5 protein-coding genes are annotated in these 4610 nt (G+C 62.2%); 3 read left to right on the top strand and 2 right to left on the bottom strand.

Annotated features, from left to right (window positions below; translation table 11 throughout):
• Positions 1 to 149 precede the first annotated feature (149 nt).
• Both mce and ACODSO_RS28955 read left to right on the top strand, forming a co-directional pair.
• Positions 150 to 629, top strand: a complete 480-nt coding sequence (gene mce / locus ACODSO_RS28960) for a methylmalonyl-CoA epimerase (protein ID WP_489040050.1) — start codon at positions 150 to 152, stop codon at positions 627 to 629.
• 45 nt (positions 630 to 674) lie between these two features.
• A complete protein-coding gene (locus ACODSO_RS28955) occupies positions 675 to 1613 on the top strand; it encodes a hypothetical protein (protein ID WP_489040049.1) in 939 nt (312 codons plus the stop codon).
• 18 nt (positions 1614 to 1631) lie between these two features.
• Here ACODSO_RS28955 and ACODSO_RS28950 read toward each other — a convergent pair whose 3' ends face one another.
• On the bottom strand, positions 1632 to 1958 hold the full coding sequence (locus ACODSO_RS28950) for an ATP/GTP-binding protein (RefSeq protein WP_489040048.1): 327 nt from the start codon (positions 1956 to 1958) through the stop codon (positions 1632 to 1634).
• Positions 1959 to 1980: 22 nt separating this feature from the next.
• A complete protein-coding gene (nucS, locus tag ACODSO_RS28945; protein WP_489040047.1) occupies positions 1981 to 2652 on the bottom strand; it encodes an endonuclease NucS in 672 nt (223 codons plus the stop codon).
• A 42-nt stretch (positions 2653 to 2694) separates the two neighbouring features.
• On the opposite strand from nucS, the gene ACODSO_RS28940 reads away from it, so the two are divergent.
• Positions 2695 to 4248: an adenylate/guanylate cyclase domain-containing protein gene (locus ACODSO_RS28940; protein ID WP_068378033.1), complete on the top strand. Its 1554-nt coding sequence runs from the start codon at positions 2695 to 2697 to the stop codon at positions 4246 to 4248.
• The last annotated feature ends 362 nt before the right edge of the window (positions 4249 to 4610 follow it).

Genomic DNA, 4610 nt, shown 5'->3' with positions numbered 1-4610 from the left:
CCAGACAAACGACCCACCGGGGTCCGAGCCCCAGCCACGATCACCGACGTAGTCAAAATAATCCTCCAACCGAGTGCACGAAGTTAGTCGTCTTTCGCTACAACAGCCCCGGTGAGCGGTGCAATCGAGCTGACGCTAACGTCGACTCTATGACCTCCACCGACCAGTCCTCGACCGGACTCCCCATTCGATCCGACCTCGTCACGGCGATAGACCACGTCGGAATCGCGGTTCCTGATCTGGACGCAGCCATCGCCTGGTACACCGACCACCTGGGAATGGTGGCCACGCACGAGGAGGTCAACGAAGGGCAAGGAGTCCGCGAAGCCATGCTGTCTTTCCCCGGTGCACCGGAGGGGGCGTCTGCGTTGCAACTGCTGGCTCCGCTCGACGAGAGCTCGACGATCGCGAAGTTCATCGACCGGAACGGACCGGGGCTCCAGCAGCTGGCCTACCGAGTCACCGACATCGAAGAAATCTCGGCTGAACTGCGTTCTCGCGGTGTGCGGCTGCTCTACGACGCGCCCCGCAGAGGTACGGCCGACTCTCGGATCAATTTCATTCACCCCAAAGACGCAGGTGGGGTGCTGATCGAGTTGGTAGAACCGACCAAAAGTCCAATTCACTGACATACCGTATGGCCACGCAACCTACGCACCGGTAAATTGACCGCCATGGCCATTGAGCAAGAGCGCACCGGGGTGCAACTTCCCTTTTCCATCGTCCGAAAAGGATTCGATCGCGACGAAGTCACGAACTACTTCGAACGGTTCGACGCAGAACTTCGCCTGACGACTGCAGATCGGGACGCTGCGGCGTCGCAGGCCCGTGATCTGGCCAAACAACTCGACGACGCACGAGACGAAATCGACGAGCTCCGTAAGGACATCGACCGTCTGTCGGTTCCGCCGACCACTGCCGAGGGGATGAGCGACCGCATCTCCCGGATGCTGCGACTCGCATCGGACGAAGCATCCGAGGTGCGCGCCAAGGCCCACGCCGAGGCCGAAGAGATGGTCTCGGTCGCCGAGCAGGAGAGCGCGCGATTGCGCGGTCGACACGAATCGCTCGTGGCCGAGCTCGAAGAGCGTCGTTCGGCTCTCGAAACCGAGCATGAGCAGACGATGGCGCAGGCCCGCACAGAGGCAGCCCGCGTCGTCGAGGCTGCGCAGTCCGAGCGAGACACGCTGGCCGCCGAGTCCGAGGCGAAGCGCGCGAAGGTTCAGGAAGACTTCGAGATCACCATGGCCGATCGCAGGTCGAAGATCCTCGCAGCTCTCGAGGACCTCGAGGCGTCGAGCAAAGCCGATGCCGCCCACCGCATCGAGGAAGCGACCACCGAGGCAACGCGTCGACTGCAGGCAGCGACTGAACAAGCCGAGCGGCGAATCGCGCACTCGAAGGAACTGGCCGAGGAACTTCGTGTCCTTCGCAGCCGAGTTCTGGCTCAGCTGCTCGGTATTCGCGGACAGTTGGATTCGGTTCCCGCCATGCTCGCGTCGGTCAATCGTGAAAGCGAACTTCTCGACGCGCCCGAGTCCAACGGTGTCTCCAAGGACGACGAGTCCGCCGACGACGCTTCGCCGAAGGAAAAGGCCGACGCCTCTTCGTGATTTGCCTGGGCGCTGGTCTCAGGACCAGCGCCGGGTAAGTCCTCGGGTGCCCCGGCCCGACCAGCATCCGGTGTGCCAATGACGTCGATTCTCCGGACCACCGAGTTCTGCGGCCGGCCACGCGACAATGTGCGCGACGCCCGGCCGGATCTCGTGATCACACCCAGGGCACCTGTACGTCTTGGTGGCCCGATTACCGGGCACAGTCCGTGTGGTGAATTCTTCGTCGGTCCAGCCGGACGGACCGGCTTCGATCCGGGCCCCACCCATCAGCGAGTCGGGACGTGAGTCCCTCGAACCGGTAGTCTTCCGGTTCGTCTTGCGATCATGGTTCCGTCGAGGCACACGTCGAGTGTAGGAGAACGAATCAGAAAAGCCTGAACTCCGTGCTCTCCGTCCCGCGAAGAACGTCGTAGTCGAGGGTGATACACCGAATCCCGCGATCTGTGGCGAGCGTCTTCGCTTGTGGCTTGATGATTTGCGCCGCGAATACTCCACTGACGGGCGCAAGTACCGGATCTCGGTTCAACAGTTCGAGATACCTGGTCAGCTGCTCGACGCCATCGATCTCACCGCGTCGCTTGATCTCGACCGCCACCGTACCGCCGTCCGCGTTCCGGCAGAGTAGGTCGACCGGGCCGATGGCCGTCATGTACTCGCGCCTGACGAGGGTGTAGCCCTGCCCCAGAGTCTCGACGTGTTCCGCCAGAAGCTCCTGGAGATGTGACTCGACGCCGTCCTTGACCAGACCGGGATCGATGCCGAGCTCGTGGCTCGAATCGAGCTCGACGTCCTCGATCGTGATACGAAGTTCTTCGCCGGCTTTGTTGGTGACGACCCATTTGATCGACTCGTCTTCAGCGGATTCCACCATCCAGCAGGGCGGACTCATCCAGTTCAGCGGCTTGTACGCGCGGTCATCTGCATGCACGCTCACCGAACCGTCGGACTTGACCAGAAGCAGCCTGCGAGCAGGAGGAAGATGGGCGGTGAGACGGCCGACGTAGTCCACTTGACACCGAGCAATTACGAGACGCACCCGCCTACCCTAGGCCAACCCGACCGCTAGTCTGTGACCACCATGCCTCAATTGAGCCGATCCGCCGCACCTCTCGGTTCACGCCTTCTGGGCGATACTTCCGAGTCGCCGAGACGACGACGAATTCGCGTCCAAGTACTTCTGACCATCTTTCTGATCGCCGCGAATCTGATCGGCGCGGTGATCGTCGGCGCTCTGGTCAGCGTTGTCGTTCCTGGCCCCGATGTGCTCGACCCCGACAAATACTGGTGGGTCAACTTCATCGTGATCCCGACATACGTCGGGCTTGCATTCATCGTCGGAGTGCTGTGGGGTACCACCAGAGCGCTCCGAGCGCTCCGCTGGGCGATCGAAGACCGCAAGCCCACTCGTAAGGAGCAGGTCAGCACCCTGTCGATGCCGTGGCAGCTCACGCGCGTTCAGATCGTCCTGTGGACGGTCGCGCTGATACTGATCACAACTATCGACGGAACCATCGACCCTCAGTCGATTCCCAAAGTGGCGTTCACGATCGGCGCAGGTGGAACAGTCGTGTGCGCGTTCAGCTACTTGCTGAGTGAGTTCGCGTTGCGACCCGCAGCGGCGCGAGCCTTGGAGGCCGGCGATCCGCGACGCATTCGGATTGCCGGCGTCATGGGACGGTCCATTCTGTCCTGGATCCTGGGAACCGGTGTTCCCACCGCAGGCCTCATGATCATCGCCATCTTCAGCTTCATTCGGCCCTATCAGACCGACGCAGACAGGTTGGCAGTCGCAATTCTGGCGTTGGGCGGCATCACCCTCATCTTCGGATTCTTCCTTACGCTCCTCGGCGGATTTGCCACGACCGCACCGATCAGCAACGTGCGGTCCGGTATGGCAGAGGTCGAGCGCGGCAACATGGACGTGCACCTGGCTGTCTACGACGGCACCGAACTCGGCGAGCTGCAGAGCGGCTTCAACAGGATGGCCGACAAAGTCCGCGAACGGGAAAAAATCCGAGATCTGTTCGGACGGCACGTAGGTCAGGAAGTTGCCGAGGCAGCGTTGAGCAAAAATCCAGAGCTCGGCGGCGAGGAACGCGACATCGCAGTGTTCTTCATCGACCTGGTCGGTTCCACTGAAATCGCTTCGTCACGACCTCCAACCGAAGTGGTCGCTCTGCTGAACCGATTCTTTGCCGTAGTCGTCGACGAGGTCGACGAACACGGTGGCTTCATCAACAAGTTCGAAGGCGACGCAGCACTCGCGATCTTCGGTGCACCAGCCGAGATCGACGACCACTGCGGATCGGCGCTTGCCGCGGCTCGCAGGATCAGCGCACGTCTCCGCGAGGAGGTACCCGAGTGCAGTGCTGCAGTCGGAGTCGCTTCAGGGCGAGCCGTCGCGGGCAACGTGGGAGCCAAATCTCGCTTCGAATACACCGTCATCGGCGACCCGGTCAACGAGGCTGCTCGGTTGTCGGACCTCGCCAAGAACGCGCCGGGTGCCATCCTGGCATCCAAGATCACCGTGGAGGGCGCGACCTCGGCTGAAGCGGAGTGCTGGAAGTTCGGGGACAGCGTGACGCTCCGCGGTCGTTCCGCCGAAACCATTTTGGCAAGCCCTGTGTCCTGATCATCGCCCGGCCGCTGGGGTTGGGTGCGGTTTACTCCCGTGTTGTGTGGGGGGTGTGGTGGGTGCACATTCGAGGGGTGGATTTCGGGTGTGAGTGCTCGTGTTCCGGGTGCGGGTGCGGGTGCGGGGAGTTAGCACTGTTTTTGCTGAGCTGGCACCGGTTGTAGGAGGTGAGCGGGGGTGCTAGCTCGGTAGTAGGGGTGTCAGGTCGGTAGCGGGGGTGCTTGCTCTGCTGGGTGCGGGGTTTCCGTGGTCGACGTCGGTGTCCGGCCGAGTTCTCTGGTCCGGGTGTGTGGTCCGGGGATTCGGGTGTGGGAGTTGGCACTGTTTGTGCTGAGCTGGCACCGGGTCTAGGACGTGAG

This window comes from Rhodococcus sp. FG69 (assembly GCF_057808915.1).
Note: the sequence above shows the minus strand (reverse complement) of the source record. Positions and strands in the feature narration are given on the sequence as shown.